The organism is Ruegeria sp. BI11 (assembly GCF_056538005.1).
Genome location: NZ_JBQFSM010000011.1, coordinates 60,163 through 83,881, shown reverse-complemented (window position 1 = coordinate 83,881; position 23,719 = coordinate 60,163). Strand labels below are relative to the sequence as shown.

Sequence of the window (23,719 nt, the reverse complement as noted above, 5' to 3'; positions counted from 1 at the left end):
GATCTTGGGCACGCGTGCCTCCTAGTTGAACGAGATAAAGGCGGTGGCAGTGCCCGAGGGCGGAACCAGTGACCCCAGTGCGCCGCCGCCTGGTTGCGGCAGGTCGACCGGGATCAGAGGGGTTGCGGCGGTGGTGAAGGGATCGCGTGCCACCCGTGCGGGGGTGTCGGGCAGTGTTTGGTCCAATTGCGCCAGCACGATCTGAAACCGGCTTGAATAGGCATTGGCCAGCGATGGCGTGCGAGAATGATAGGCCCCTACGGCTGCGGGCCATGATCCAAGCTCGGCATTTAATTCATTGAGGAACCGGGCGGCATAAGTGGCGTTTTCATCCGGGTCGAACATGGCGTCGATTGACCGGAACGCCTTGCCATGCCAGCGGTAATTGATCTGGAAACAGCCGATGTCAAAGCTGCGCTTGCCAGCCTTGAAAATGTCGAAGACGTAAGATTTTGCCTCAAACTCCGAGGTGAACCAGTACCCCTGGCCTTCGACATTGATGGTCCAGGGCCAGGGCTCCAGCCGCCCGTCCTGAATACGCCCGGTTTCCACTCGCGCAATCGCACGCAATACCTCCAGAGGAACGCCTTCGGAATGGGCAGCGCGTCGCGCGGCTGCGTCGCAAATTGCCGCCACGCGGGCATCGGGCATGGCATAGCCCTGTTGCGCCGTACACAGCACAAGCAAACTCAGGGCAAAGATCAAACGATGGGGCATTCTGCCGTTCCGGGATTCTGATCAGTCCCGGTCAAGCTAGTCCTGCTACGGTTTACAGAGGGTTATCAGCCACTCAGATTCGATCAATCCGGCGGCCGAAGACAACGCTGGTATTGGTGCGCAGAACACCGGGGATCTTGGCTAGATCGTCGACCAAAATATCCAGATCCTCGATCCTTGGTGCTTCGGCTGACAGTAACAGGTCAAATTCACCATTGATCGAAAGGCAGAGTTTGACCTCGGGATAGGCTTCAAGGCGTTTGATGATGCGCCTGGTTTCTTTTTGCTGCACTTCCAGCAGCACAACCACCTGCACGCGCGGTGCGTCTTCCGATGAGTTCAAAACCACCGAGTACCCGGAGATCACGCCCGTCTCTTCCATCCTGCGGATACGTTCATGCACCGTGGTCCGGGCAACGCCCAGTTTAGCCGCGATTTTCGAGGTCGACTCGCGGGCGTTGTGCTGCAGGGCAGCGATGATGCGACGGTCTAGCTGATCCATGATAGCCAAGATGTAATGCAGAGAGGCAGGGGGGCTCAAGACATGTCAGCGCGTTCTTTTGAAACGGCTTTCCGGTCCGGGCGCGGCCAGATCATAAGCGCGGCTATTGGTCCGGGAATGGCAGCCAGCGTCATCCAGCCTAGTGTTGCTGCTGTGCTGGTTGTGGTCATGAGCCAACCGGCCAACGGATAGAGCACCAGCCAGCAGGCATGTGACAGGGTAAACTGCGCAGCAAATACCGCTGGCCGATCCTCGGGGCGAGCGGTGCGGGTCAGCAACCGACCAGACGGTGTCAGCGTTGCGGAATATCCGAACCCGATACAGGCCCAAAGGATAGCGAGGCCAGTCAGCGAGACGGGCGCAAGCGCGAACAAGCCGGCGGCAAGAGCCATGGCGAGGGTGCCGAAGGCGGCTCCGGACAGCATGATGGTGCGATCCTTGTAGATGTTCAGCAAGCGGGGCAGGGCAAACGCGGCCAGCATCGAACCGCCGCCAAACCCGGCCAGCGCGATGGCAACCGCGCTTTCTGATTGACCAAGGTCGGCACGCACTATGACAACCGTGTTGACGATGACCATCGCACTCAGCGCTGCCGCCGTCCATGTCAGGGCCAGCAATCCACGTAGACGGGGTGTACCGAGGTAGATGCGAATTCCGCGTGTGGTTCGATCATATATCCCCCTCCGTTCAGTCGGTTTGGGAGTAGGCAAAACGACCGATACCACCAGCAGGGCCGAGGCGGCAAAGCCCAGTCCAGTGCCCCAGAACAAGCTGTCAAAACTGACGACCAGCAACAGTGCGGCGGCCAGCATCGGGCTCAGCAGGCTTTCCAGATCATAGGCCAGCCGCGACAGGGAAAGAGCCTTGGTATAATCCTGCTCGTCTGTCAGCACGTCTGGAATGGTGGCCTGAAACGTCGGGGTAAACCCTGCCGACGCCGATTGCAGCGCGAATATCAGCACATAGATTTGCCAGATCTCGGTCACGAAGGGCAGGCAGATGGCGACCACTGCGCGTACCAAATCCAGCACCACCAACATCCAGCGGCGGTCAAGTCGCGCGGCAAAAGCTGCGGCGATAGGGGCGATGACCACATAGGCCACCATTTTAATCGTCAGCGCGGTGCCCAGCACCAGGCCGGCTGCGTCTCCGGCCAGGTCGTAGGCAAACAATCCCAGCGCAACGGTTGCCAGACCAGTGCCGGTCAACGCTACCACCTGAGCACCCAGCAAATGGCGATATACGCGGTTTTGCAGGACACTCAGCATCGGCGGTTGGGACCTTTTGACCAATTGGAGCCGCCCCGGTACTCATGTGGTACCCGGCGCGATGCGTCCGGTTCCATTTTCCTGTCAAATTGGTCTGGGTCAAGAAATCCGCGCATCTTTAACGCATTCTATGGATGGCGTTGAGTTTGCGCGCCAAACCTCCTATCTCGGGGGCGATATCGTATAAAGGAAGACCCCGTGGCGAACCACCTCTACAAAAATGACCTGCCGGACGGGTTGGACATGGGCCCTGTTGTGGCCATTGACTGCGAAACCATGGGGTTGAACCCGCATCGCGACCGCCTGTGCGTGATCCAGATGTCGGGCGGTGACGGCAACAGCCATATCGTGCAGGTGGAAAAGGGCCAGACCGAGGCCCCGAACCTGTGCGCCATGCTGGAAGACCCTGACGTGCTCAAGCTGTTCCATTTCGGCCGGTTTGACATCGCCGCGATGTATCACACCTTTGGTGCACTGGCCGCGCCGGTTTATTGCACCAAGATCGCCAGCCGTCTGGTGCGCACCTATACGGATCGGCATGGGCTGAAAAACCTGTGCCAGGAACTGATCGGCGTCGATATCTCGAAGCAGCAACAGATGAGCGATTGGGGTGCCGAAACCTTGACCGACGCGCAGCTGGACTACGCGGCCTCGGACGTTCTGTACCTGCACCAATTGCGCGAGGCGTTGGACGGTCGACTGGCCCGTGAAGGCCGTACCGAGATGGCGCAGGCTTGTTTTGACTTCCTGCCGATGCGTGCGAAACTCGATCTCGCAGGCTGGCCCGAAACGGATATTTTTGCACACTCATGACCGATAACGAGTCCTTCCTGAAGACCGCCAAACAGGTTGTCACCGACGAGGCCCGTGCGCTGGACGTGCTGGCCGATAGTCTGAACGCAGACTTTGCCGAGGCCGTGCAGATGATCCTGCAGGCGCCGGGCCGCATCATCATCAGCGGTATCGGCAAGTCGGGCCATATTGGTCACAAGATTGCCGCCACGCTGGCCAGCACCGGCACGCCTGCCTATTTCGTGCACCCGGCTGAGGCCAGCCATGGGGATCTGGGCATGGTGTCGAAAGGCGATGTGGTTCTGGCGATCTCGAATTCAGGGGAAGCGCCGGAATTGGCAAACCTGCTGGCCTTTACCCGCCGCTTTGGCATCCCGCTGATCGGCCTGTCCAGCAAGCCGGAAAGCACGCTGATGAAACAGGCCGACGTGCATTTGCTGATCCCGTCGTTGGGTGAGGCCTGTGGGTTCGGCATGGTGCCTTCGATCTCGACCACTCTGACGCTAGCGATGGGCGACGCGCTGGCGATTGCGCTGATGAAATACCGTGACTTCAAGCCCGAAGATTTTCGCGCCTTCCACCCCGGCGGCAAGCTGGGGGCGCAGTTGTCTAGGGTGCGCGACCTGATGCATGCCGATCTGCCCGTGGTGCCCGCAGGCACTCCGATGAGCGAGGCATTGCTGGTTATGAGCCAGAAAAGCTTTGGTGTCGTCGGCGTGATCGACGAGGCGGGCCGCCTGATGGGCATCGTAACAGATGGCGACTTGCGCCGGAACATGGACGGGCTGTTGAACAAGACCACCGAAGAGGTGATGACCCGCAATCCCCTGACCATCGCTCCTAATGCCATGGCGGAAGAGGCGGTTGCGATCATGAATGACCGCAAGATCACCTCTCTGTTCGTGGTCGACCCCGAAGCAGAAGGGCAGGCTGAGGGGCTGCTGCACATCCACGACTGCCTGCGCGTCGGGCTGGGCTAGGCGGAGGGCTGAGAATTGGACGGACACTCACGTATGGTTCAGTTTTTCAAGGTGGTGCTGCCATTGGTGGCCATCCTGATGCTGTCCACCGTGTTTTTGCTGTCGCGCAGCATTGAAACCAATGTGTCCGTGCCCTTTTCCCAACAGGATATCGATGAACGGTTGGCCGATCAGGTGGTGACGCAACCGAATTACCGGGGCACTACGCGTAAGGGTGAAGAAGTTCAGATTCAGGCGATACGGGCCACGCAGGGGACCGAAGCATCTACCCCAACGGCGGCCGAGTTCCGGGGCCGTCTGGGTCTGTCAGGCGGCGGTGTCATCACGCTGGATTCCAATTCTGGCATGATCCGCCCTGACAAGAACACTGCAACTTTTGTCGGCGATGTGGTCATCACCTCGACCGATGGCACCGAAATCACAACCGATCTGCTGAACACTGCGCTGGATGAAATTCGTGGTGACGCACCGGGTAATGTCCACGGCACAGGGATTCTCGGCAACATTTGGGCGGGCGGAATGACCTTTGGAACGGAAAAAAAGGACGGGCCGGTCCATATTATTTTTACAGACGGCGTGAAGCTGATATACGAGCCTGAAAAAGCAGAAAGATAACCTGTGTTTGATTTTCGATTTGTTCCACTTTGCCTTGTACTTACACTTGGTGCTTTTTCTGCGACAGCGCAGGAGACGCAGGTTGCGTTTGGCGCGGTCAAGGCTGACCCTTCCTTGCCGGTCGAGGTGACTTCGGAAACCTTAAACGTCAATCAAGAGGACGGCTCGGCTGAGTTTCTGGGCAATGTAATCGTCATACAGGGCGAAATGCGCCTGACTGCTGAACGGGTGCTGGTGATTTACAACGAGGACCGTTCCGGTATCGAGCGGATGGAGGCGACCGAGGATGTGGTTCTGGTCAGCCCTCCCGACGCGGCCGAGGGCGATTGGGCCGAATACACCATTGATTCAGGCGTGATCGTTATGAAGGGCAATGTGCTGCTGACGCAAGGCCCTAGTACTATCAGCGGCAATCAGATGAACGCCAATCTGACCACCGGCACGGCCACGATGACCGGCAATGTCAAAACCATTCTGCAGCAGGGCAATAACTGATGGCGCGGCCCGAATTGACCGTGGCCGAGGGGGAATCCGGTCTCAGAATCGAAAAGCTGCGGAAATCCTATCGCAAGAAGACCGTGATCCGGGATGTGTCCATGACGCTCGACCGGTCCGAGGTTGTGGCTTTGCTTGGGCCAAACGGGTCGGGTAAAACTACCACGTTCTACTCGGTTGCCGGGCTGGTCTTTCCCGAGGCAGGCACGGTCACGATCGACGGTCAGACCGTGACGACCCTACCGATGTACCGCCGTGCGCGTCTGGGTATTGGCTATTTGCCGCAGGAGATGTCGATCTTTCGCGGTATGAGCGTCGAGGACAACATCGCTTCGGTTCTGGACATCACCGTCCGCCATGCTCATCGCCGCAAAGAGCGGCTGGAAGAGTTGCTGTCGGATTTCTCGATCGAACATCTGCGCCGGGCACCCGCGCTGGCCTTGTCGGGTGGTGAACGTCGCCGGGTCGAGATTGCGCGCTGTCTTGCCGCCGATCCGAAATATCTGCTGCTGGATGAGCCTTTTGCAGGTGTCGACCCGATCAGTGTGGGCGATATCCGCCATCTGGTTGCAGACCTGAAAAAGCGCGGCATTGGCGTTCTGATCACTGATCATAACGTGCGGGAAACACTGGAAATTGTGGATCGCGCTTATATCCTGCATGACGGTCAGGTTTTGATGTCCGGCACCCCGGACGAAGTGGTCGAAAACGAAAACGTCCGCCGCGTCTATTTGGGTGAAAATTTCCGGATATCATGAGCTTGCGCAGAAATGCGCCGACTGCATGGCGGAAATCACGTATATACACGTCTGTTTTGATTGACTCTTCCGCCGTCTCTTGCCTCAATTGGGGCATGGCATTTCTTCGGTTTCCGTCTGGATCACGATGCCCCTTCCTAGAAGGGCAAACGGTACGGCTACCGCAGGATTTGTCTCTATCCCCCACCCGATAAAAACACGTGCGTCGCGTAACGTGACGTAAGTAAGAATGGGTGTGAATTGTGAAGGAGATCACATGCGTTACCAAATCAGCGGAAAACAGATCGACATCGGCGCGGCGCTGCAAACTCACGTGCAGACCGAACTGGGCGAGGTTGTGGGCAAGTATGCCCAACGTCCGACAGATGCCAACGTCGTCTTTTCCCGTTCAGCGCATGAATATGTATGCGAAACCACCGTGCATCTTTCCACGGGTCTGACGGCGCAGGCCAAGGCTCATGCAACCGAAATTTATGCAGCGTTCGAAGGCTGCTGCGACAAGATGGAAACACAACTTCGCCGGTATAAGCGGCGGTTGAAAGACCATCACAAGGATCGTTCTGAGCCTGTTGAACTCTTTGGAGCGTCGTCTTATATCCTCGCCTCTGACGAATCTGACTCGGCAGCCGAACCCGATTCTCTGCAGCCGATGATCGTGGCTGAGATGGAAACCAAGATCCCATCGCTGAGTGTGGGTGAAGCCGTTATGCAGATGGAACTGGCTGGTGCTCCGGTGCTGGTGTTCCGGAATGAAAACAAGGACGGATTGAACGTCGTGTACCGTCGAGAGGACGGTAACATTGGCTGGATCGATCCGTAACAGGCAAGAATAGTAAAGGCAGGCCCCTGCAGATCGCGGGGGCATTGCCGTGGAGCGTGATCATGGAGCTTTCGAGCATATTAAAGCCCGAAGCAGTCCGCGTACTGTCCGCCGCTTCCAGCAAGAAGCGGTTGTTTCAGGAGATTGCGGATGTGGCCGAGGCGGCATTGGGTTTGGATTCCCAGATCGTTGTCGACGGGCTGCTGGAACGGGAAAGCCTGGGACCGACCGGCGTCGGCCATGGCGTAGCACTGCCGCATGCCCGAATGGCCGAGCTGGAAAGCGTATCAGGCGTATTCGTGATGCTGGAAAAGCCGATTGATTTTGGATCGGTGGACCGTCAGCCGGTCGATATCGCTTTTGCTCTTTTTGCGCCCGAGGAGGCCGGGGTGGATCACCTGAAAGCGCTGGCGCTGGTGTCGCGCACCCTTCGTGACACTTCGGTCTGCGCAAAGCTTCGAGCCAATCCGGATCCGGTCAAGCTCTATGCCATTCTAACCGAAGCGCAGTCGATGCAAGCGGCTTAAGCGTTTGAGGATATAAAAAAAGCCCCCGGTTTTCCGGGGGCTTTTTGTTTTTGGATGTGTCTGCGATTACCCGCCAGCGCCCATTTCCAGCGTCCACCAGATCTTACCGCCGCCTTCCTGATGCCATGCAAAGCCCATCTGCGTGGCCTTGGGGTCCAGAATCACCGAGCGTGGACCGGGTTCCTGCATCCAGGCGGCCAGCGTTTCTGTCTCGGTCTCATAGGTTTCAGAGATGGCTTCTCCCAGGAACGTGCCGAAATAGCCCACGCGCTGCGCCCGGTCGATCGGCGATGATCCGTCCGATCCAAAGTGCCATGGGCGGTTTTGCCGTGCCATGTCCTTGGAATGCGTGGCCGCCGCAGCGTTGAGTTGCGAATTTAACTGCACAGCCTGCAGCCCTTGCGCCTGACGCAGCGCGTTGACCGAATCAAGCATGCGGAACTGCAGCTTTTCGGGATTGCCCCTAATTTTATAGACTGTCGGCAGCGGCCGACCATCCGATCCGTATGTCGGGGTGCTGCTGGGCGTACATGCGGCCAGCGCAATAAAGCATGCAAACAGTAATGAAATAATACGCGTCATGATCGACCTGATGGTTGTGTCAGCTTACGGCATAGCGCGACAGACCCTCTTGGGCAAACGCACAATGGCCCTGTTCTGCGTGATTCTGCCGGTTTGATTTGCGACTGAAGCATTCTGGCAATAATATACGTCAGAATTTTAGATTGGCCTTAGCAAAGGACCGCCCGTCATGGTCAAGAAACACATTCATGTATCCTCCCGCCGCGGATTCCTGGCCGGAGCTTCAGCTCTGCTGGCCTCACCCGCGATTGCGCAATACATTCCTGGTGACCCGCTGCGCCCCGCGCCGGAACCGGAACCCGAAGTGCGCCGTAATATCTCGGGCTTCCGTGCATTGGACTGGCAGCCCTATTTCTCAAACACGAAAAACGGGGCCATTCTGGTCGATACCGTCTCGCGCGCGTTGCATTACTGGTCCGACGATCAGCGGGTGTACAAACTTTACCCATCATCTGTACCCCTGACCGAGGAACTGACCCGCCGTGGTCGCACAAGTGTGATCCGCAAGGTTGAAGGGCCAAGCTGGTCGCCAACGCCGTCGATGAAAAAGCGCAACCCCGAGTGGCCGGATTATATTCCGCCGGGTCCCGATAACCCATTGGGAACGCACGCTTTGTATCTCAGCTGGAAATATTACCGCATCCATGGAACGCATGATACGCGCAAAATCGGCCGCCGTTCGTCGAATGGTTGCATCGGTCTGTTCAACGAGGACATCGCAGAATTGTTTTCAATGGCGAACGTTGGCACGCAAGTGTTGCTAATTTGACGACATTTTCGCGCACGAACCCGCTTGCGGCGCAAGTTGCAATTGCATTCCAGTCGGATAGCTGGTTAGAAAAAAACACGAGGTAAGTCTTGGGTGTGCGGTTTCATTATTCGGAACCGTGCAAATTCTGGAGGTTAATATGAAGAAACTCGTTCTCGCCGCTGCACTGACTGCTGCTGCTTCGACCGCTTATGCCGGTAACCTGGAAGAGCCGGTTGTTGAAGCACCGGTTGTTGTTGAGGAAACTCAAGGTTCGTCGCAGGGCATCATCCTGCCGCTGATCCTGCTGGTCGTAGTTGCCGCAGCTGTTGCAGCAAGCTAATTTGACGAGCGTAATCTAGAGAAAAGGCGGTGGATCTCTCCACCGCCTTTTTTCATGCCCGATTTATGGGAACTGCTTAGTCCAGCCATCCCTTCAGATTGTCTTCGACTACTTTGCCCAATGCCGCGATATGCGAATCATCGTCGTTGAGGCAGGGGATGTAGGTAAAGTTCTCACCGCCCGCCTCTTCGAAGCTTTCCTTGATCTCTTCGTTGATTTCTTCCAGCGTTTCGATGCAATCGGCGGAAAATGCCGGTGCGATGACCGCGATGTTTTTCTTGCCCTGCCGCGCCAGCTCGGCCACGTGGTCGACCGTATAGGGCTTCAGCCATTCCTCGGGACCGAATCGCGACTGGAAGGTTGAGACAAGTTGATCGTCTGACCAACCCAGCCGTTCTTTCAGCAACCGAGTCGTTTTCGCGCATTGGCAGTGATAGGGATCGCCCTGCAGTAAATACCGCTCCGGCATGCCGTGATAAGAGCAGACCAGAATATCCGGCTTGGTCTCCATCGCCGCATAGGCCTGTTCCACCGATCCGGCCAACGTGTCGATATAGGCGGGTTCATCGAAATAGGCGGGGACGGTGCGAGAGGCCGGTTGCCATGCTTCTTCCATCAGTGCGCGGAAAAACTGATCATTGGCCGTGGCCGTCGTCGCGCCAGCATATTGCGGATAGAGCGGAAAGAACAGGATGCGATCGCAGCCTGCGGCCACCATCTCGCGCACTTTCGATTTGGTCGACGGGTTGCCGTAGCGCATGCAGAATTCGACCAGAACCCGGTCGCCGTAACGCGCCTGCATCGCATCGCGCAACTTGGCGGTCTGATCCTTGGTGATCGTCATCAGCGGGCTTTCGCCTTTGTCATGGTTCCAGATCGATTTGTACGCCTCGCCCGAGCTGAACGGGCGTTTGGTCAAGATGATCCCCTGCAGGATCGGTTGCCATTTCCACTTGGGATAGTCGATCACGCGCTGGTCCGACAGAAACTCATTCAGATAGCGACGCATTGGCCAATAGCTGTAGTCGTCCGGCGTCCCCAGATTGGCCAGCAGGATGCCGACGCGGCCCATTTTGACCTTGGGATGGTCCGTGGGGGCATGATCGGGGCGAGTGGCGTCAAACATTTCGAGCTTCCTGAGATTTCTTTGTACCGGGTTGAGATAACCGGAAATCTCCGGTCGTCAATTGGACAGTTTGCCTTCTTTTGTCCCCAGCGCTTCGGCTAGGCTTGCCTGAGCTGATCCCGGGCGCAGCGGTTTCTGCTGACTGTCGTCGGGCGACCAACCGGTCAGACAAATCAGCTCATAAGTGGCCGAAAGCCGACCTGCAGGGGTCAGGAAATGGTCGGCGTATATCTGCTGCGCCCGCGCAAAGACCTGCCGGTTTGTAGGACGTTTCATGCGCCCGGACAGGCTGTTGGTCTCACCCATCGCTCGCAAGTCGTGCATCAAATGGGTCAGGTCGCGATATTCCGCCGTCAGGCGGGCGGTGTCGGCGACCGGCAGCGCAAGACCTGCGCGTTGTAGCAATCCGCCCAAATCGCGCAATTCGGCCATGGGTGCGATGCGGGGGCTGAGGCCGCCGGAGACCTCGATCTCGGCCTGCCCAAGCGCGGCGCGCAGTTCGTGCAGGGTTTCACCGCCCAGGCACACCACCAACAGCAACCCATCCGGCCGCAGGGCGCGATGGCACTGGATCAGTTGCCCTACCGGATCATTGGCCCAATGCAATGCCATGGCGTGAATCACCAGATCATGCGCGCCGGGTGTTAGGGTCAGAAACTCGTCATCCGATACGATCTGTGCGCTAGGCAGTACATCCTGCCAGATATGCGCATAGGGCGTCACAATCGCCGGGGACGTAAAGGTTTTGTTAACCATGGACAGCCGATCCTGCACCTCATCCACGGTGGCGTGATGCAGAAACAGCGCCTCGTCCCGCGCACGGGCGCGATGCCGGGTCAGGGCCAGACGGTCGAACAGAGAGGGTGCATTGGACTCAGGCAGTTTCATAGGGCGGAAGTATCGCATGTGGCAGCGGATTCAAACCGCTGTCGAGTTGATTTACCCGCCACGCTGTTTGGGATGTGGTGAACTGACTGAGTCGGATTTTGGTCTTTGCGGCGCGTGCTGGCGTGACACACCCTTTATTGGCGGCGTGGTGTGTGAAAGCTGCGGTGTGCCTTTGCCGGGTGAGGCGGACAGCCACCGGATTGAATGCGATGATTGCATGAAAACGCCCCGCGCCTGGCAGGATGGGCGGGCAGCGCTGCTTTACGATGGCAAGGCGCGCGCGCTGATTCTGGCCTTGAAACACGGCGACAGACCGGAACTGGCAAAGCCGGCGGCCCGGTGGATGGCACAGGCGGGGCAGGATCTGTTTCGCGAAAACATGCTGATCGCGCCAGTGCCCTTGCATTGGTCACGGCTGCTCAAGCGGCGCTACAACCAGTCTGCCTTGCTGGCGCAGCAATTGGGGCGGCAGACCGGGTTGGATGTCTGCCCGGACCTGTTGGTGCGGCGGATACGGACACCGGTGTTGGATGGCAAAACGGCGACCGAGCGGAACGAAACCCTTTCGGATGCAATTGCCGCGCATCCCAAGCGATTGCACCATCTGCGAGGGCGGGATGTCTTGTTGGTGGATGACGTCATGACCTCGGGGGCGACGCTGGCTGCCTGTGCTTGTGTCTGCCTTGCTGCGGGGGCAAATCATATTTTCGTGTTGGCACTGGCACGCGTTGCCAAGGATGCCTAATTCGCTCAAGATTGTGCGAAACCCGAAGGGACGGAATATGAAACCGGTTGAAATGTACACCTCGCCGCTGTGCGGCTTTTGCCACGCGGCCAAACGCCTGCTGAACCAAAAAGGCGTCGAGTTCAAAGAGATCAACGTGCTGACGCACCCCAAGCGCAAGCCCGAGATGATCAAACGTGCCGGTGGCAAACGCACCGTGCCGCAAATTTTCATCGGCACGCAGCATGTGGGCGGCTGCGATGACCTGTATGAGCTTGAGCGTCAGGGCAAGTTGGACCGCCTGCTGGCGGCCTGATGAAATCCGCGCTGTTGCAGCTTTGCTCGTCGGATGATCCGGTCGGGAATCTGGGGACTGTGCGCGCCCTGATGGTCAAGGCCGCCGGGCAGGGCGCGCGGTTCATCCTCACGCCTGAGGTGACGAATTGTGTGGCCACCAGTACGACGCGGCAGCGCGAAATACTGCAGCACGAAGAAGATGACCAGTCGCTGGCCGGTTTGCGGGATCAGGCCGCAGCGCTGGGCGTCTGGCTGCTGATCGGCTCATTGGCAATTAAAACCCATGATGCCGATGGGCGTTTTGCCAACCGGTCTTTCATGATCGACCCTCAGGGGCAGATCGTGGCGCGGTATGACAAGATTCACATGTTCGACGTGCAGGTGTCGGAAAGCGAGACCTTCCGTGAATCCAAAAACTACCGCCCCGGCGAGAGGGCGGTGTTGGCTCAAACCGATTTCGGGACGGTTGGCCTGAGCATCTGCTACGATGTCCGCTTCCCGCATCTCTATGCGGCTTTGGCGCAGGCAGGGGCACGGATACTCACCATTCCCTCAGCGTTTTCGCCTGTGACCGGCGCCGCCCATTGGGAATCGCTGCTGCGCGCGCGGGCGATTGAAAACGGCTGTTGGGTTCTGGCCCCCGCACAGACCGGAGAGCACCCGAAAACCCGGGGCAGAACGCGCCACACCTATGGTCACAGCATGGTCGTGGCCCCGTGGGGAGAAGTTATTCTCGATGCAGGGACCGATCCGGGCATTCACTTTTTCGATTTGGATGATAGTTCTGTGTCAGAGGCGCGCCGTCGGGTGCCCTCGTTGACTCACGTGCGGCCTTTCGACGGGCCCTGACCCAGAACCGGACCATGACTGACGAACATAATGCCCTTGCGGTCACGCTTTTCAGCGAGATCCTGACCGCCGATCAGCTATTGCGCAACCGACTTAGCCGGGTGCTGCCCAAGGGCATGGAAATCTCGCATTTCTCGGTGCTGAACCATTTGGTCTTTGTCGGCGACGAACGCACCCCGGCGCAACTGGCCAATACGTTTCACGTCACACGCGGTGCGATGACCAACACTTTGGCCAAGCTGGAATGGGCGGGGTATATCCACATCCGTCCGGATTGGGACGACGCCCGCCGCAAGATGGTGGCGATCAGCCCTGCCGGTCGCCGCGCACGGGATCAGGCAATCTCTTCCATCGCACCGCTGATCAACCGCGTGGTCGGAGAGCTGGGGCTGGAGCGTGTGCGCAGCACACTGCCCGTGCTGCGCGATTTGAGGATTCGACTCGAGGACGAGTGAGTCAGGCCTTCAGGGTTGGATGCAGGTTTGAGGCCCGGAATTCGGTCACGCGAAATTTTGCAACCTTTTCCTGCGCGAACGGGTCTTGTTCCAGATAGCTTTCAGCATCTTCACGATTGTCGGCCGTCATAACGATCAGGCCGCCAGTACGTGGTACCTTTGGCCCGGACATCAGAAACCGGCGCGGACAAAATCCATATGCGGATCGATCACGGCTGCCACCTGATCCATTGGTGCGATGTATTCGATGTCGACGACGAACAGGCTGCCGCCTTCGGGGATTTTTGACATGGAAAACCCTTATTCTGGCCGAATGCTTGCCGTGACGTAATTGACGCTCAGATCCCGGTCCGAGATCGACCAGCTCCAGAGAATCGGGTTGAACACAAACCCCTTGCGGTCCACCGGCTCCAGCCCAGCCTGGCGCAGAAGGTCGAACAGCTCATCAGGCGTGATGAACTTGTTCCACTCATGGGTGCCGCGTGGCAGCCAGCGCATGACTACCTCGGCCCCGAATATCGCCATCGCATAGGATTTCGGGTTACGGTTGATGGTGGAACAAATCTCTAGCCCGCCGGGTTTCAGCAATTGCCGCGTGGCAGTCAGGTAGGACAGCGGATCGGCCACATGCTCGACCACTTCCATATTCAGAACCACATCGAACTGCTCTCCCGCTTCGGCCAATGCCTCAGCGGTGGTGTGGCGATAGTCGATCTCTAACCCGGATTGTTCCGCGTGAATGCGCGCGACGGGCAGGTTGCCCTCGGCGGCGTCGGCGCCCACGACCTCGGCCCCTAGACGCGCCATGGGTTCGCTCAGCAGCCCGCCACCGCAGCCGATATCCAGCAAGCGCAGGCCTTCAAACGGGTTCGGAGTCTTCAAATCCCGGTCAAATTCGCCCGCGATTTGCTGTGTGATATAATCCAGACGGCACGGATTCATCATGTGCAGCGGTTTGAATTTTCCGTGAGGATCCCACCATTCTGCGGCCATCGCTTCGAATTTTGCGATCTCGGACGGGTCCACAGTGTTCGGATGCGCTTGCATTCCTGTCTCCGTATGCTCTTTTACGTTTAAGGACTATATAGGGGCATAATGGACAAGTACCCGGACCAAAAGCGCGCAGTGCAATATCTGTACCCGCCGATCGACCCGTTCGATCAGCGCATGGTGGATATGGGCGAAGGGCATCGCATTTATATGGAACAATGCGGCAATCCCAAGGGAATGCCGGTTGTGGTGCTGCATGGTGGACCGGGTGGCGGCTGCAGCCCGGCGATGCGGCGTTATTTCGATCCGAGCGTGTACCGGGTGATTCTGTTCGATCAGCGCGGCTGTGGCCGGTCGCGGCCTCATGCGTCGGTGACCGACAACACCACCTGGCATCTGGTGGCCGATATTGAGCGGCTGCGCACCCTGCTGGATATCGACGATTGGACTGTGTTCGGGGGTAGTTGGGGCGCGACCTTGGCATTGATCTATGCGCAGGCGCACCCGGACCGGGTGAACCGGCTGGTGCTGCGCGGTGTGTTTCTGGCCACGCAGGCCGAGCTTGATTGGTTCTACGGCGGTGGTGCGGGCAAGTTCTGGCCCGAGCAATGGGCGAAATTCACCGCTCTGCTGACCGAGGCCGAACTGACCGACACGATCGGCGCTTATAACAAACGCCTGTTCTCGGGCGATCGCGCCACGGAAATTCTGTATGGGCGGGCCTGGTCAGCGTGGGAAAACGCGCTGGCGTCGATCCATGCGCAAGGCGGAGCGGGTGAAAGTCCCGGCGAATATGCCCGCGCCTTTGCGCGGCTTGAGAATCATTATTTCATCAATGGCGCTTTCCTTGAGAAAGACGGCCAGATTCTGGATCAGGTGGACAAGATCGCCCATATCCCCGGCCATATCGTGCAGGGCCGCTATGACATGATCTGCCCGCCGCAGGCTGCGTGGAATCTGGCTGAACGCTGGCCCAATGCCGAGCTGAAGATGGTTCGCAATGCAGGCCACGCCCTGTCCGAGCCTGGTATCAGCGCCGAGCTGGTTCGGATCATGGACCGCGTGGCCGAGGGGGTTGCATGACCCGGATTGACCGCCGTGCTCTGTTTGCTTCGGGTGCTGCTGCCGCGTTGCTGGCCGCCACGGGGGCGTCGCTGGCGGATACGCCCAAGGCTGGCGGTGCGTTGCGGTTGGCTGTGCCGCGTGACGATAGTTTGGAACAGGCGGCCCGCGGGGCGGTGTTTGACACACTGACCGAGATTGCCCCCGATGGCACGTTACGCGGTGAACTGGCGTCTGGGTGGCACACCGACGCGAATGCACAGGTCTGGCGGTTTGATCTGCGCGAGGGTGTCACCTTTCACGACGGCATGGCGCTGGATTTTGCGGATGTAATAGCGGTTCTTAGTGATGTCGGACAGGCCGAAGCCGTGTCGCCCAACCACGTACGACTTGAACTGGCCGAAGCGAACCCGGGCCTGCCTTTCCTGCTGGCCGACAGCCGCTTTGTCATCACCCGAAATGGCCAAGGCGTGACGCCTTTGCACGCGGCCAATGGCACGGGGTGCTATCGCGTGGAGCGGGCCGAAGATGATCGGAATTTTCTGGGCCGCAGGGTGGGCGGGCACTATAAGGACAGTAAGGCCGGGTGGGCAGAGACCTTCGAAATCATCGTCATCCCTGACGCCCGCGTCCGGGCTGAGGCCCTACGCGACGGGTTTGTGGATGTGGCAGCCTTGCCTGCGGGTGGCGAACTGAAAGGCCAGCGCGGGCTGCGGTATTACCCAAGCGAATCGGATATGGCGCTGGCCGTGGCCCCGCATGTCGGCATGCCGCGCCAGATTGGAGCAGGCCGTGCGCTGGACGATGGCCGCATCGCCGAACGGTGGTGGATGGTGTAAATCCGACCGCGACTCGCTCCGGGGGTTGCAGATTCGGGAAACCCTGCGTATATGCAGTTGCAACAGCGGCGTGTCGGGCTTCGGTCCGGGGCTCCACCGGAAAATTCGACGGGCCGCGCGCCCGTTTTTTTGTGCCCGTTCGAAGGGTAGAGCACCAGATGACAAACGACCTGATAGCCAAAGCGGCGATTGATCGGCGACTGGCCGAGATCATCTCCCCCGTAATCGAGGATCTGGGGTATGAGCTGGTCCGTATCCGCCTGATGAGCGGCAAGCAGACCACGCTGCAGATTATGGCTGACAAGCCCGATGGCGGCATCGAAGTGGATGATTGCGCCGAAATCTCGAACGCGGTCAGCGCCACGCTGGACGTAGAGGACCCGATTCTTGACGCCTACACGCTAGAAGTATCTAGTCCCGGTATCGACCGCCCTCTGACCCGTCTCAAGGATTTTGAGATGTTCGAAGGGTATGAGGCCAAGATCGAAACCGCCGAGCTGATCGACGGCCGCCGCCGCTTCAAGGGAGAGCTGGCCGGGATCGAAGGGGATGAGGTTCTGATCAACATCCCCGAGGGGGCTGAGACGATCACCATCGGTCTGCAATTCGACTGGCTGAGCGACGCCAAGCTGGTCCTGACGGATGATCTGATCAAGGAAATGCTGCGCCAGCGCAAAGACGCCGGCGCCCTGAACGAAAACGCTTTCGACGAGATTGAGACCGAAGGGTCCGAAGAGGAGACGAACTGATGGCAATCACCTCAGCCAACCAGCTGGAGCTGCTGCAGACCGCCGAGGCCGTGGCCCGCGAAAAGATGATCGACCCCGGTCTGGTTGTCGAAGCGATGGAAGAATCGCTCGCCCGTGCCGCCAAGAGCCGCTACGGCGCCGAGATGGACATCCGCGTCAGCATCGACCGTAAGACCGGCAAGGCGACCTTCACCCGCGTCCGCACCGTGGTCGAGGATGAGGAGCTTGAGAACTATCAGGCTGAGATGACTGTCGAACAGGCGCGCCAGTACATGGAATCGCCCGAAGTTGGCGACGTCTTCGTCGAAGAAGTGCCCCCGGTTGAAATGGGTCGTATTGCCGCTCAATCTGCCAAGCAAGTGATCCTGCAGAAGGTGCGCGAAGCTGAACGCGACCGTCAGTACGAAGAATTCAAGGATCGCGCAGGCACCATCATCAACGGTGCGGTCAAGCGCGAGGAATTCGGCAATGTCATCGTCGATCTGGGTGGTGCCGAGGCCGTTCTGCGCCGCAACGACAAGATCGGCCGCGAAAGCTATCGCCCGAATGACCGTGTGCGTGCCTATATCAAGGAAGTTCGCCGCGAAGTCCGTGGCCACCAAATCTTCCTGTCGCGCACCGCGCCGGAATTCATGGCCGAGCTGTTCAAGATGGAAGTGCCTGAGATCTATGACGGCATCATCGAGGTCAAGGCCGTGGCCCGTGACCCTGGTTCGCGCGCCAAGATTGCCGTGATTTCCTATGACGGTTCGATTGATCCGGTCGGTGCCTGCGTTGGTATGCGTGGCAGCCGCGTGCAGGCTGTTGTGAACGAACTACAGGGCGAGAAAATCGACATCATCCCGTGGAACGAAGATCAGCCGACCTTCCTGGTGAACGCTCTGCAGCCTGCTGAGGTTTCCAAGGTGGTTTTGGACGAAGAAGCCGGCAAGATCGAAGTTGTGGTTCCGGAAGAACAACTGTCGCTGGCCATCGGCCGCCGTGGTCAGAACGTGCGTCTGGCCAGCCAACTGACCGGTCTGGACATCGACATCATGACCGAGGCTGAAGAATCGGCGCGTCGTCAGAAAGAATTCGAAGCCCGCACCCAGCTGTTCATGGACAGCCTAGATCTGGACGAATTCTTCGCTCAGTTGTTGGTTTCGGAAGGCTTCACCAACCTCGAAGAGGTGGCCTATGTCGAACTGGAAGAACTGCTGGTTATCGACGGAGTCGACGAAGGCACCGCGCAGGAACTGCAGACTCGTGCCCGCGAATTCCTGGAAGCGCAGGCGAAAGCTGCACTGGATGCGGCGCGCGCACTGGGCGCTGAGGACAGCCTTATTGAATTCGAAGGCCTGACACCCCAGATGGTAGAAGCGCTGGCCAAGGACGACGTGAAGAACCTGGAAGACTTCGCCACCTGCGCAGACTGGGAACTGGCCGGCGGCTGGACCACAGTCGATGGTGAGCGTATCAAGGACGACGGTGTGCTGGAGCCTTTCGGCGTTACGCTGGAAGAGGCACAGGATCTGGTCATGACAGCACGCATCATGCTGGGCTGGGTCGATCCGGCCGAGCTGGAACAAGCCGAAGAAGATGGCGAAGCAGTAGACGAGGAGGCCGAGGCCTGATCTCAGGGCCTCGGGGTGCGCGTATGGGTCGCGGTGGCGTCCATAAAGATCGGTCCGAAGGACCCGAACGCAAGTGTATCGCCACGGGCGAGGTTCAACCTAAATATGGGTTGATACGCTTTGTGATGGGGCCGGACAGGCAGGTCTATCCGGATGTCGCGGCGAAATTGCCGGGGCGCGGGGTTTATGTGGCGGCGGATCGCGCCGCGCTGGACAAGGCCGCGGGCAAGAAACTGTTCGCCCGCGGCTTCAAGGCGCAGGTAAGCGTGCCGCAGGACCTGACCGATGAGGTCGAAAAACAGGTTTCGCGCCGGGTGATCGAACTGCTGAGCCTGGCGCGTAAGTCCGGTGACGCAGTCGCCGGGTACGAAAAGGTCAAAACGTGGCTGGACCGGGAAGAGGCACAAGTGCTGATTCAGGCCGCTGATGGATCGGGGCGCGGCAAGTCGAAACTCAGCACGCCGCACTTCGGAAAATACATCGGTTGGCTGACCGCGGACGAGTTAGGACAGGCATTTGGGCGCCAAACCGTGATTCATGCGGCGCTGGCCTCTGGCGGACTCGCCAAACGTGTTGTAGAGGAAGCGCAGCGCCTGCGTGGCTTGCGCGAAACGGATGACGGCGGCAGGGGCCGCGCGGAAGGGTAAAAAGCTTTATGAGCGAGAATGACGGCAAAAAGACATTGGGTCTTCGTGGCGGGGCACGCCCCGGAAATGTGAAACAGAGTTTCAGCCACGGACGCACCAAGAATGTCGTGGTGGAAACCAAACGCAAGCGCGTGGTGGTTCCCAAGCCGGGCGCCGGCAAGCCGGGTGGCGGAGCAACGCCGTCGGGTGATCCGTCGCGTCGCCCTGCAGGTATCTCTGACGCCGAAATGGCGCGCCGGATGAAGGCATTGCAGGCCGCCAAGGCCCGCGAGGCCGAAGAGGCCGCCGCCCGCGAAGCTGCTGAAAAAGCGCGCGAGGAAGAGCGCGCCCGTCGCCGTGCCGAACAAGAGGCCAAGGAACGCGAACAGCGTGAGGCGGAAGAACGCGCAAAAGCCAAGGCCGAAGAGGAAGAGCGCAAGCGCAAAGAGGCAGAAGAAGCCGCCAAACGCGCTGCTGCAGCTCCGGCTGCCGAAGAACCCAAAGCGGCCCGCGCCCCGGCCAGCAAGCCTGCGCCGGCTGCAACGCCGCGCAAGCAGGATCGCGAACGCGAACAGCGTGGCCGTGGCAAGGGTCGTGATGACAACCGTCGTTCCGGCAAGCTGACACTGGGTCAGGCCACCGGTGGCGAAGGTAGCCGTCAACGCTCGATGGCGTCGATGAAGCGCAAACAAGAGCGTGCGCGTCAAAAAGCCATGGGCGGCCCGGTCGAGCGGGAAAAGGTAATCCGCGACGTTCAGCTGCCCGAGGCGATCATGGTCTCGGAACTGGCCAACCGTATGGCCGAACGTGTGGCTGATGTTGTCAAATCGCTGATGCAGATGGGCATGATGGTCACGCAGAACCAGACTATCGACGCTGACACCGCCGAGCTGATCATCGAAGAATTTGGCCACAAGGTTACCCGCGTATCTGATTCGGATGTTGAAGACGTCATCAAAGAGGTCGAAGACAGCGAAGAAGATCTGCAGCCGCGCCCGCCGGTCATCACCATCATGGGTCACGTCGACCATGGTAAGACCTCGTTGCTGGATGCGATTCGCGATGCGCGTGTTGTGGCCGGTGAGGCGGGTGGTATTACCCAGCACATTGGTGCCTATCAGGTGAAAACCGATGGCGGCACCACGCTGACCTTCCTGGACACGCCGGGCCACGCGGCCTTTACCTCGATGCGCTCGCGCGGTGCTCAGGTCACGGATATCGTGGTTCTGGTTGTTGCCGCCGACGACGCGGTGATGCCGCAGACCATTGAGGCGATCAACCACGCCAAGGCGGCCGGAGTGCCGATGATTGTGGCGATCAACAAGGTCGACAAGCCGGATGCTAACCCGGACAAGGTCCGCACCGATCTGCTGCAGCACGAAGTGATCGTTGAGAAAATGTCGGGTGAAGTTCAGGACGTCGAAGTGTCCGCCATCACCGGTCAGGGTCTGGACGAGCTGCTGGAAGCCATCGCACTGCAGGCCGAGATTCTGGAACTGAAAGCCAACCCCGATCGCGCCGCCCAAGGTGCTGTGATCGAGGCGCAGCTGGATGTGGGTCGCGGCCCCGTTGCCACCGTTCTGGTTCAGAACGGCACGTTGCATCAGGGCGACATCTTCGTTGTGGGTGAGCAGTACGGTAAGGTCCGGGCGCTGATCAACGACAAGGGTGAACGCGTCAAGGAAGCTGGCCCATCGGTTCCGGTCGAAGTTCTGGGTCTCAACGGTACGCCCGAGGCTGGTGACGTTCTGAACGTGACCGAGACCGAAGCACAAGCCCGCGAGATCGCTGAATACCGCGAGCAAGCCGCCAAGGACAAACGCGCCGCCGCCGGTGCCGCGACCACCCTTGAGCAGCTAATGCAGAAGGCCAAGGAAGACGAAAATGTCACCGAGCTGCCGATTCTGATGAAAGCGGACGTGCAGGGTTCGGCCGAGGCTATCGTTCAGGCGATGGAAAAGATCGGCAACGACGAAGTGCGCGTGCGCGTGCTGCACTCGGGCGTGGGTGCGATTACCGAAACGGATGTCGGCCTGGCCGAAGCGTCAGGTGCTCCGATCTTCGGGTTCAACGTGCGTGCCAATGCGTCGGCCCGGAATACGGCGAACCAGAAGGGCGTGGAAATCCGTTATTACTCGGTGATCTACGATCTGGTTGACGACGTGAAAGCCGCCGCTTCGGGCCTGCTGAGCGCCGAGATCCGCGAAAAGTTCATCGGTTACGCCGAGATCCGCGAAGTCTTCAAAGTCACCGGCGTTGGCAAGGTAGCAGGCTGTCTGGTTACCGAAGGTGTGGCGCGTCGTTCTGCGGGTGTCCGCCTGCTGCGCGACAACGTGGTGATCCACGAAGGCACGCTGAAGACGCTGAAACGCTTCAAGGACGAAGTGTCCGAGGTTCAGTCGGGTCAGGAATGCGGTATGGCGTTCGAAAACTACGACGATATCCGCGCCGGCGACGTGATCGAAATCTTCGAGCGCGAAGAGGTCACCCGCACGCTGGACTGATCCGGTTCCGCAGAGGAATAGAAAACAGCGGCCCCTTCGGGCCGCTTTTTTTTGGAAAGTCGCGAGTTTTCAATCGTGTGTGGGGGGGTTCTGAAATCGCTCAGCGTGCAGACAGCAGAACAGTCAGGCGAGGAAGGTACCGGTTGACGGTCACGTCGTTTCAAAGAAGCTTGCTCGCAATCTGCTCAATAATCGCGTTCTGGATGGTCGAGAACTTCTCGTCAGGCGTATCATAGTGCTTCTTCAGTGCACCGTAAGCAGTCGGGTGGGGGTGCCGATCAATTGGGGGGAGCCCAGCGCCAGACAAAGCGAAGAATGCTGCGTTGCCAAAGGTTATCAACAATTTGGGTTTGAGTTCGCGAACTTCACTTAGAAACACACTGTGTTCCATCTGTTTCGTGCTTGCGTCCCGCGTAACCACCGCGTCCGGTTTTACATAGATCTTCCAGACATCAGTGAAGTAGACCCCGTACCCATTGCGGCAAAGCCATTCGACTGCAGGCCATACCTTCTTCCCACCGGGGCTGGTGACATTGTGCGCGGAAAACCCCCATGGGGTGGACATCGAAAATCCTTTGGGCCAACGACCTCTCTTCCGAAGCGGGTCTTGGGACACAAACGCAACCACTCTGCGATTCCAGTTTTCCTTTGGCGTGACCAACAAGGGAAGGTCGAAACCGGATTGGACGGCACTGATATCGGGGCCTGGGAAAACCGGCAGGCACTCAATGGGATAACGGGGATAGTGACCTCCGAATCAAAGCTCTCACCTGCAAATTCGCGCCGGTAGATTTCACCCATTTCGAAAAGGTAATCATGGTCAAAAAGCGAGGCGTGGGTTGCTTTTATGACGTCACGCCAAACGTCGGGCCTGTTGGCTTCAAGCCAGTCTTGTTTTTTCAATGCTCATCCTCACGTCCATTCGGTGCATGAGTATCGGCGCGAAACAAGTGAATCAAGCTCACGCAAGGGGTGAATGACCGGTGTGTAAAGCTGGGATGCTGCGTCAAAGCCCTTGGTTATCGGCACGTAGCCAAAAACGTCCCCGGATGCATGATTATATCGAAATGCTGCATCCCCTTTTGCAGATTAAAGTTGACCGAATGTCCGGCTTTGCGCAGCAATTCAGCATAATCCCGGCTTTGTCGAATAAATTCAGGTGTGTCTCGTTCGGCCACCGTTACGTGATAGCGCGGGCCGGGGGCGGGCAGGTGCAGGATGGGGGACAGATCATGTACCTCGACTGGCGTCAATTGCAGCGGGTCGTTCACCGTTGTCAGGCTGATCGGTTCCAGATCATAGACGCCGCTGATCAGGATCACATCGCGTACGCGTAACCCAGCGCGGGCTAGGTCATCGGCCGAGGTTGCCATGACCATAGCCGCCAACTGCGCCCCGGCGCTGTGCCCGGACAGGGTAATCCGCGACGGATCGAAACCCAAATCAGGCGCATTTACGGCCATCCACAACAGGGCGTCACGGCATTCCTTGATCATGTCGCCAATCCGCGCCTCCGGGGCTAGAGTGTAGTTCAGTGTGGCAAAGGACTGTTCGGCCTCAACCAAGGCTGGGGCCATCATTGCAGACTCGTTTTGGCTCAGCGCCTGCCAATAACCGCCGTGTATAAAGACGTGCAGCGGCGCACCTGTCCCCTTCGCGGGAAAGAAATCCAAAACCTGAGCCGTACCCTCACCGTAAGAGACGTTCCCGATGACTTCCATCTGCGCCCGGTGTTGCGCGCTGAGCGCGGCGTAGCTTGCGAGATAGGGTGTCAGGTCGCCGCCGATCATCGACCGGGGTGAATATTCCTGCTCTAACTCTTCCTGAGAAAACCCCCGGTACAGCATCGC

General features: G+C 58.9%; 29 protein-coding genes. 19 read left to right on the top strand and 10 right to left on the bottom strand.

Annotated elements, in window-relative coordinates; all coding sequences use genetic code 11:
* Positions 1-21 precede the first annotated feature (21 nt).
* The 3 genes from ACR0DT_RS19775 to ACR0DT_RS19765 all read right to left on the bottom strand — a co-directional run bounded on the left by ACR0DT_RS19775 (position 22) and on the right by ACR0DT_RS19765 (position 2,487).
* Entirely contained in the window at positions 22-717 is a 696-nt protein-coding gene (locus ACR0DT_RS19775; RefSeq protein ID WP_480712403.1) for a lytic transglycosylase domain-containing protein, read from the bottom strand.
* A 73-nt stretch (positions 718-790) separates the two neighbouring features.
* Positions 791-1,258: an Lrp/AsnC family transcriptional regulator gene (locus tag ACR0DT_RS19770; RefSeq protein ID WP_480712402.1), complete on the bottom strand. Its 468-nt coding sequence runs from the start codon at positions 1,256-1,258 to the stop codon at positions 791-793.
* A complete protein-coding gene (locus ACR0DT_RS19765) occupies positions 1,255-2,487 on the bottom strand; it encodes an MFS transporter (RefSeq protein ID WP_480712401.1) in 1,233 nt (410 codons plus the stop codon). Before ACR0DT_RS19765 ends, ACR0DT_RS19770 begins: the two co-directional genes overlap by 4 nt.
* Before the next feature lie 198 nt (positions 2,488-2,685).
* Here ACR0DT_RS19765 and ACR0DT_RS19760 point away from each other — a divergent pair, with 198 nt between their 5' ends.
* From ACR0DT_RS19760 to ACR0DT_RS19730, 7 genes are all read left to right on the top strand, one after another.
* Positions 2,686-3,300 (top strand): ribonuclease D, encoded by a 615-nt coding sequence (locus tag ACR0DT_RS19760; RefSeq protein ID WP_480712400.1) that lies wholly within the window; start codon positions 2,686-2,688, stop codon positions 3,298-3,300.
* Positions 3,297-4,259, top strand: a complete 963-nt coding sequence (locus tag ACR0DT_RS19755; RefSeq protein ID WP_480712399.1) for a KpsF/GutQ family sugar-phosphate isomerase — start codon at positions 3,297-3,299, stop codon at positions 4,257-4,259. The genes ACR0DT_RS19760 and ACR0DT_RS19755 overlap by 4 nt, the downstream gene beginning before the upstream one ends.
* 33 nt (positions 4,260-4,292) lie before the next feature.
* Positions 4,293-4,874 (top strand): LPS export ABC transporter periplasmic protein LptC, encoded by a 582-nt coding sequence (lptC, locus tag ACR0DT_RS19750; protein WP_480712398.1) that lies wholly within the window; start codon positions 4,293-4,295, stop codon positions 4,872-4,874.
* Positions 4,875-4,877: 3 nt separating this feature from the next.
* Entirely contained in the window at positions 4,878-5,369 is a 492-nt protein-coding gene (locus tag ACR0DT_RS19745; protein WP_480712397.1) for an LptA/OstA family protein, read from the top strand.
* Positions 5,369-6,127 carry an LPS export ABC transporter ATP-binding protein gene (gene lptB / locus ACR0DT_RS19740; protein ID WP_480712396.1) on the top strand — a complete coding sequence of 253 codons (759 nt, stop codon included), beginning with the start codon at positions 5,369-5,371 and terminating at the stop codon, positions 6,125-6,127. The genes ACR0DT_RS19745 and lptB overlap by 1 nt, the downstream gene beginning before the upstream one ends.
* 256 nt (positions 6,128-6,383) lie before the next feature.
* Positions 6,384-6,947: a ribosome hibernation-promoting factor, HPF/YfiA family gene (gene hpf / locus ACR0DT_RS19735; RefSeq protein WP_366553769.1), complete on the top strand. Its 564-nt coding sequence runs from the start codon at positions 6,384-6,386 to the stop codon at positions 6,945-6,947.
* A gap of 62 nt (positions 6,948-7,009) precedes the next feature.
* Entirely contained in the window at positions 7,010-7,474 is a 465-nt protein-coding gene (locus ACR0DT_RS19730) for a PTS sugar transporter subunit IIA (protein WP_480712395.1), read from the top strand.
* A gap of 66 nt (positions 7,475-7,540) precedes the next feature.
* Here the strand turns inward: ACR0DT_RS19730 and dalA are convergent, their stop codons facing one another.
* Positions 7,541-8,056 (bottom strand): divisome-associated lipoprotein DalA, encoded by a 516-nt coding sequence (gene dalA, locus ACR0DT_RS19725; RefSeq protein WP_480712394.1) that lies wholly within the window; start codon positions 8,054-8,056, stop codon positions 7,541-7,543.
* A gap of 169 nt (positions 8,057-8,225) precedes the next feature.
* Between dalA and ACR0DT_RS19720 the strand changes: the two genes are divergently transcribed.
* Together ACR0DT_RS19720 and ACR0DT_RS19715 are read left to right on the top strand one after the other, a co-directional pair.
* The gene (locus ACR0DT_RS19720) at positions 8,226-8,825 is read left to right on the top strand and encodes a L,D-transpeptidase (protein WP_480712393.1); all 600 of its coding nucleotides are present in this window, start codon (positions 8,226-8,228) and stop codon (positions 8,823-8,825) included.
* Positions 8,826-8,964: 139 nt separating this feature from the next.
* Positions 8,965-9,147, top strand: coding sequence for a hypothetical protein (locus tag ACR0DT_RS19715; protein WP_010442520.1), 183 nt, complete (start codon positions 8,965-8,967; stop codon positions 9,145-9,147).
* Positions 9,148-9,223: 76 nt separating this feature from the next.
* Here the strand turns inward: ACR0DT_RS19715 and hemH are convergent, their stop codons facing one another.
* Together hemH and ACR0DT_RS19705 are read right to left on the bottom strand one after the other, a co-directional pair.
* Entirely contained in the window at positions 9,224-10,273 is a 1,050-nt protein-coding gene (gene hemH, locus ACR0DT_RS19710) for a ferrochelatase (protein ID WP_480712392.1), read from the bottom strand.
* 57 nt (positions 10,274-10,330) lie between these two features.
* Positions 10,331-11,161, bottom strand: coding sequence for a methyltransferase domain-containing protein (locus tag ACR0DT_RS19705; protein WP_480712391.1), 831 nt, complete (start codon positions 11,159-11,161; stop codon positions 10,331-10,333).
* 16 nt (positions 11,162-11,177) lie between these two features.
* On the opposite strand from ACR0DT_RS19705, the gene ACR0DT_RS19700 reads away from it, so the two are divergent.
* From ACR0DT_RS19700 to ACR0DT_RS19685, 4 genes are read left to right on the top strand one after another with little or no spacing between them, the layout of a single operon-like run.
* Complete coding sequence (locus ACR0DT_RS19700) at positions 11,178-11,906, top strand: double zinc ribbon domain-containing protein (protein WP_480712390.1); 729 nt, start codon at positions 11,178-11,180, stop codon at positions 11,904-11,906.
* Positions 11,907-11,943: 37 nt separating this feature from the next.
* Positions 11,944-12,201: a glutaredoxin 3 gene (grxC, locus tag ACR0DT_RS19695; protein WP_480712389.1), complete on the top strand. Its 258-nt coding sequence runs from the start codon at positions 11,944-11,946 to the stop codon at positions 12,199-12,201.
* Complete coding sequence (locus tag ACR0DT_RS19690) at positions 12,201-13,031, top strand: carbon-nitrogen hydrolase family protein (RefSeq protein ID WP_480712388.1); 831 nt, start codon at positions 12,201-12,203, stop codon at positions 13,029-13,031. The genes grxC and ACR0DT_RS19690 overlap by 1 nt, the downstream gene beginning before the upstream one ends.
* A 14-nt stretch (positions 13,032-13,045) precedes the next feature.
* Positions 13,046-13,486, top strand: coding sequence for a MarR family winged helix-turn-helix transcriptional regulator (locus ACR0DT_RS19685; RefSeq protein ID WP_480712387.1), 441 nt, complete (start codon positions 13,046-13,048; stop codon positions 13,484-13,486).
* 1 nt (position 13,487) lies between these two features.
* Here ACR0DT_RS19685 and ACR0DT_RS19680 read toward each other — a convergent pair whose 3' ends face one another.
* Both ACR0DT_RS19680 and ubiG read right to left on the bottom strand, forming a co-directional pair.
* Positions 13,488-13,658: a YciI family protein gene (locus ACR0DT_RS19680; RefSeq protein ID WP_480712386.1), complete on the bottom strand. Its 171-nt coding sequence runs from the start codon at positions 13,656-13,658 to the stop codon at positions 13,488-13,490.
* 128 nt (positions 13,659-13,786) lie between these two features.
* Entirely contained in the window at positions 13,787-14,533 is a 747-nt protein-coding gene (gene ubiG / locus ACR0DT_RS19675; protein WP_480712385.1) for a bifunctional 2-polyprenyl-6-hydroxyphenol methylase/3-demethylubiquinol 3-O-methyltransferase UbiG, read from the bottom strand.
* A 48-nt stretch (positions 14,534-14,581) separates the two neighbouring features.
* Between ubiG and pip the strand changes: the two genes are divergently transcribed.
* The 6 genes from pip (at position 14,582) to infB (ending at position 21,869) form a co-directional block, all read left to right on the top strand.
* The gene (pip, locus tag ACR0DT_RS19670; protein ID WP_480712384.1) at positions 14,582-15,559 is read left to right on the top strand and encodes a prolyl aminopeptidase; all 978 of its coding nucleotides are present in this window, start codon (positions 14,582-14,584) and stop codon (positions 15,557-15,559) included.
* On the top strand, positions 15,556-16,377 hold the full coding sequence (locus tag ACR0DT_RS19665; protein WP_480712383.1) for an ABC transporter substrate-binding protein: 822 nt from the start codon (positions 15,556-15,558) through the stop codon (positions 16,375-16,377). The genes pip and ACR0DT_RS19665 overlap by 4 nt, the downstream gene beginning before the upstream one ends.
* Positions 16,378-16,535: 158 nt before the next feature.
* Positions 16,536-17,126, top strand: coding sequence for a ribosome maturation factor RimP (gene rimP / locus ACR0DT_RS19660; RefSeq protein WP_480712382.1), 591 nt, complete (start codon positions 16,536-16,538; stop codon positions 17,124-17,126).
* Positions 17,126-18,739, top strand: a complete 1,614-nt coding sequence (gene nusA / locus ACR0DT_RS19655) for a transcription termination factor NusA (protein WP_480712381.1) — start codon at positions 17,126-17,128, stop codon at positions 18,737-18,739. Before rimP ends, nusA begins: the two co-directional genes overlap by 1 nt.
* 23 nt (positions 18,740-18,762) lie before the next feature.
* Positions 18,763-19,386, top strand: coding sequence for an RNA-binding protein (locus tag ACR0DT_RS19650; RefSeq protein WP_480712380.1), 624 nt, complete (start codon positions 18,763-18,765; stop codon positions 19,384-19,386).
* Between the two features lie 8 nt (positions 19,387-19,394).
* Positions 19,395-21,869: a translation initiation factor IF-2 gene (gene infB, locus ACR0DT_RS19645; protein WP_480712379.1), complete on the top strand. Its 2,475-nt coding sequence runs from the start codon at positions 19,395-19,397 to the stop codon at positions 21,867-21,869.
* Between the two features lie 160 nt (positions 21,870-22,029).
* Here the strand turns inward: infB and ACR0DT_RS19640 are convergent, their stop codons facing one another.
* Positions 22,030-22,434 (bottom strand): hypothetical protein, encoded by a 405-nt coding sequence (locus tag ACR0DT_RS19640; RefSeq protein WP_480712378.1) that lies wholly within the window; start codon positions 22,432-22,434, stop codon positions 22,030-22,032.
* Between the two features lie 454 nt (positions 22,435-22,888).
* Positions 22,889-23,716: an alpha/beta hydrolase gene (locus ACR0DT_RS19635; RefSeq protein WP_480712377.1), complete on the bottom strand. Its 828-nt coding sequence runs from the start codon at positions 23,714-23,716 to the stop codon at positions 22,889-22,891.
* Positions 23,717-23,719: the final 3 nt, after the last annotated feature.

Bases quoted from the DNA above. Each gene is read 5' to 3' on its own strand.
- ACR0DT_RS19690 (WP_480712388.1), top strand. From the start codon at position 12,201: ATGAAATCCGCGCTGTTGCAGCTTTGCTCGTCGGATGATCCGGTCGGG.
- ACR0DT_RS19685 (WP_480712387.1), top strand. From the start codon at position 13,046: ATGACTGACGAACATAATGCCCTTGCGGTCACGCTTTTCAGCGAGATC.
- ACR0DT_RS19650 (WP_480712380.1), top strand. From the start codon at position 18,763: ATGGGTCGCGGTGGCGTCCATAAAGATCGGTCCGAAGGACCCGAACGC.
- pip (WP_480712384.1), top strand. From the start codon at position 14,582: ATGGACAAGTACCCGGACCAAAAGCGCGCAGTGCAATATCTGTACCCG.
- ACR0DT_RS19775 (WP_480712403.1), bottom strand. From the start codon at position 717: ATGCCCCATCGTTTGATCTTTGCCCTGAGTTTGCTTGTGCTGTGTACG.
- ACR0DT_RS19765 (WP_480712401.1), bottom strand. From the start codon at position 2,487: ATGCTGAGTGTCCTGCAAAACCGCGTATATCGCCATTTGCTGGGTGCT.
- ubiG (WP_480712385.1), bottom strand. From the start codon at position 14,533: ATGCAAGCGCATCCGAACACTGTGGACCCGTCCGAGATCGCAAAATTC.
- ACR0DT_RS19700 (WP_480712390.1), top strand. From the start codon at position 11,178: ATGTGGCAGCGGATTCAAACCGCTGTCGAGTTGATTTACCCGCCACGC.
- dalA (WP_480712394.1), bottom strand. From the start codon at position 8,056: ATGACGCGTATTATTTCATTACTGTTTGCATGCTTTATTGCGCTGGCC.
- rimP (WP_480712382.1), top strand. From the start codon at position 16,536: ATGACAAACGACCTGATAGCCAAAGCGGCGATTGATCGGCGACTGGCC.
- ACR0DT_RS19755 (WP_480712399.1), top strand. From the start codon at position 3,297: ATGACCGATAACGAGTCCTTCCTGAAGACCGCCAAACAGGTTGTCACC.
- ACR0DT_RS19680 (WP_480712386.1), bottom strand. From the start codon at position 13,658: ATGTCCGGGCCAAAGGTACCACGTACTGGCGGCCTGATCGTTATGACG.
- grxC (WP_480712389.1), top strand. From the start codon at position 11,944: ATGAAACCGGTTGAAATGTACACCTCGCCGCTGTGCGGCTTTTGCCAC.
- ACR0DT_RS19635 (WP_480712377.1), bottom strand. From the start codon at position 23,716: ATGCTGTACCGGGGGTTTTCTCAGGAAGAGTTAGAGCAGGAATATTCA.
- nusA (WP_480712381.1), top strand. From the start codon at position 17,126: ATGGCAATCACCTCAGCCAACCAGCTGGAGCTGCTGCAGACCGCCGAG.
- ACR0DT_RS19705 (WP_480712391.1), bottom strand. From the start codon at position 11,161: ATGAAACTGCCTGAGTCCAATGCACCCTCTCTGTTCGACCGTCTGGCC.
- hemH (WP_480712392.1), bottom strand. From the start codon at position 10,273: ATGTTTGACGCCACTCGCCCCGATCATGCCCCCACGGACCATCCCAAG.
- lptC (WP_480712398.1), top strand. From the start codon at position 4,293: ATGGTTCAGTTTTTCAAGGTGGTGCTGCCATTGGTGGCCATCCTGATG.
- lptB (WP_480712396.1), top strand. From the start codon at position 5,369: ATGGCGCGGCCCGAATTGACCGTGGCCGAGGGGGAATCCGGTCTCAGA.
- hpf (WP_366553769.1), top strand. From the start codon at position 6,384: ATGCGTTACCAAATCAGCGGAAAACAGATCGACATCGGCGCGGCGCTG.
- ACR0DT_RS19720 (WP_480712393.1), top strand. From the start codon at position 8,226: ATGGTCAAGAAACACATTCATGTATCCTCCCGCCGCGGATTCCTGGCC.
- ACR0DT_RS19730 (WP_480712395.1), top strand. From the start codon at position 7,010: ATGGAGCTTTCGAGCATATTAAAGCCCGAAGCAGTCCGCGTACTGTCC.
- ACR0DT_RS19640 (WP_480712378.1), bottom strand. From the start codon at position 22,434: ATGTCCACCCCATGGGGGTTTTCCGCGCACAATGTCACCAGCCCCGGT.
- ACR0DT_RS19665 (WP_480712383.1), top strand. From the start codon at position 15,556: ATGACCCGGATTGACCGCCGTGCTCTGTTTGCTTCGGGTGCTGCTGCC.
- infB (WP_480712379.1), top strand. From the start codon at position 19,395: ATGAGCGAGAATGACGGCAAAAAGACATTGGGTCTTCGTGGCGGGGCA.
- ACR0DT_RS19715 (WP_010442520.1), top strand. From the start codon at position 8,965: ATGAAGAAACTCGTTCTCGCCGCTGCACTGACTGCTGCTGCTTCGACC.